Source organism: Winogradskyella sp. SM1960, assembly GCF_020179375.1.
GTDB classification, from domain to species: Bacteria; Bacteroidota; Bacteroidia; order Flavobacteriales; family Flavobacteriaceae; genus Winogradskyella; species Winogradskyella marina.
Genome location: NZ_JAICBG010000032.1, coordinates 1 through 2,069 on the forward strand (window position 1 = coordinate 1; position 2,069 = coordinate 2,069).

1 protein-coding gene is annotated in these 2,069 nt (G+C 27.5%); it reads left to right on the plus strand.

All coding sequences use genetic code 11. The features are described from left to right. Positions 1 to 108 precede the first annotated feature (108 nt). Positions 109 to 1,857: a DUF4209 domain-containing protein gene (locus K1X16_RS17825; protein WP_225037422.1), complete on the plus strand. Its 1,749-nt coding sequence runs from the start codon at positions 109 to 111 to the stop codon at positions 1,855 to 1,857. The last annotated feature ends 212 nt before the right edge of the window (positions 1,858 to 2,069 follow it).

Below are 2,069 nucleotides of genomic sequence, written 5' to 3' on the forward strand. Positions count from 1 at the left end.
TTATTTACTAAATTGGCTTATTGAAAACCCGAAGGTAAGGTGTTTCAAATCCCTTACTATTCATATATATATTCATTGTGCCCAATATGAAAATCCGTCTATCAAAGAATGTTTAAGAGTTTAAAAGATTATTACGATTACATAAAAAACGATAATGGTTGTGACCAAAAATTCGGGATTTCAAGTAATTTAACAACATTACGAGATAGCATTGAAAATATTGAAGAAAAGAAAGAATGCACCTTCGAAATTTACTTTTCAGATTTTAATTTTAAACAAGGAAATTTTGTCCCTCTATTTTCAAATAATGAAAGTAGTTATCCTTCAAAATCTTTATTTGAGGATTTTGAATATATTAAAAATCGAGCAGACTTAAATGATTCTGTGAGCCCAAAATATTTAGCGAAGTACAACCATTTACTTTGGGATAGTTCTCATAAACACATTGAATACGCAAAAAAAGCAATAGATAATTATTTCAAATTTATTAAATCTGTCGTTTTACCTAAAGATGACAATTTATCAAACAGAGGATTTTCTGAAATGTTCCAAAATTTGTTTGTTTTGGCACAAACAATAAATTACAAAAAAGAGGATTCAATAAAATTACTAATAGACAAGCTAGAAACAGAAAATATTAACGGTTTTCAAAAATACTTGTTAATGGATTTTATTGTAATAAATGGTAAAAAAATACACAAAGAACATACAAATAAATTCTTCATTTATTCAAAGAAAGTAATAGACAAGAATTTATATCCAGATTTAAATAAAGAGTATCTTCAACTTCTAATTGATTTATCTATAAAAACTGGCAAATCACAAAAAGATTTTCAGAACAAATTAGGAGATTGTCATATTGCTGATTCGTCAAGACATAAAGAAAGTTTTGTTGTACACGATTTTTATCTAAAAGCACTTAAGGAATACCAAAAAGCAGGAAATAAAAATAAAATTGAAGAAGTAACAGTTCTAATTGAGAAAGCAAAAGATAATCTAAACTTCAAATCCGTTAAATCAGAACATTCTAGTCCTGAATTACAAAACTGGTATGATGCGCTAAATGAATTTACAACAAACCTAGTTGAAAAAGGAGAAAGTAAAGATATTTACGAATATTTGATGACATCTGCCCATATTTTCCCGAAAGCCAAAGTATTAGATGAGAAAATTAATTCCGTGATGATGGATTTAGTTAGTACAATGAGTTTTGATATTAATAGAAATGTAAGTGGTAATAAAAGTGGAATTAATTTCTATCACATTCATATTCAAAATTTCACATTACGTCATCTTTGGTTAGTCTTTTCGAAAGGTTTGAAAAATGGAAAAATAAGTTTTGATTCATTAATTTATTTTTTAAAAAATAATACTTGGTATGGTATTGATTTTTCAATAAAAAATCCAGCTGGCAAAACAGAAACGCATAATTGGTTACAACTTTTAACATCTGCATTAGATAGTTATTTCAAACAATCAGAAATTGATATTAAAACAAACACAAACAGCACTTCTGGTTATATCTTATCTATTGATTCATTGGTTTTAAAATTTGAAGGTATATTAAGAGAGTTTTCTAGATATAATGGAGCGCAAACTATTGACATTAAGGAAAACGGAACTCAAGCAAGAATTTCTTTTGAAAAATTATTAGAAAATGAAAAGTTTAAAGAATTAGTACCTGAAGATGATATAGCTCTATTTAAATTTTTATTCACTTCAGACGGAATGAATTTAAGAAACAATATTGCTCATTGTTTTTATAAGACAAAAGATTATTCTGCAGCAATTATGTGGTTACTGATTTGTGCATTTTTAAAACTAGGAAACTATAAATTAAAAACTATAACGAAATAAAAATACTGGGCACAACACCGTATATAATTTATTGCTGGCTTCTCGCCTACTTACGAAAGTCCTCGCGGACTTTCTTGGTCGGTTTTTATTTACTAAATTAGTTGCTTAAACCACGCAACAAACCATATACAAACACGTTGTGTGCAATTGCAGATTTTCTTCGGTCAATATTTACAAGGTGTACGGAAAAATAGCTAAGGACGTTTTATTTT

What these genes read in the sequence shown, in the direction of transcription:
- K1X16_RS17825 (WP_225037422.1), top strand. Translation starts at nt 109, where the DNA reads ATGTTTAAGAGTTTAAAAGATTATTACGATTACATAAAAAACGATAAT.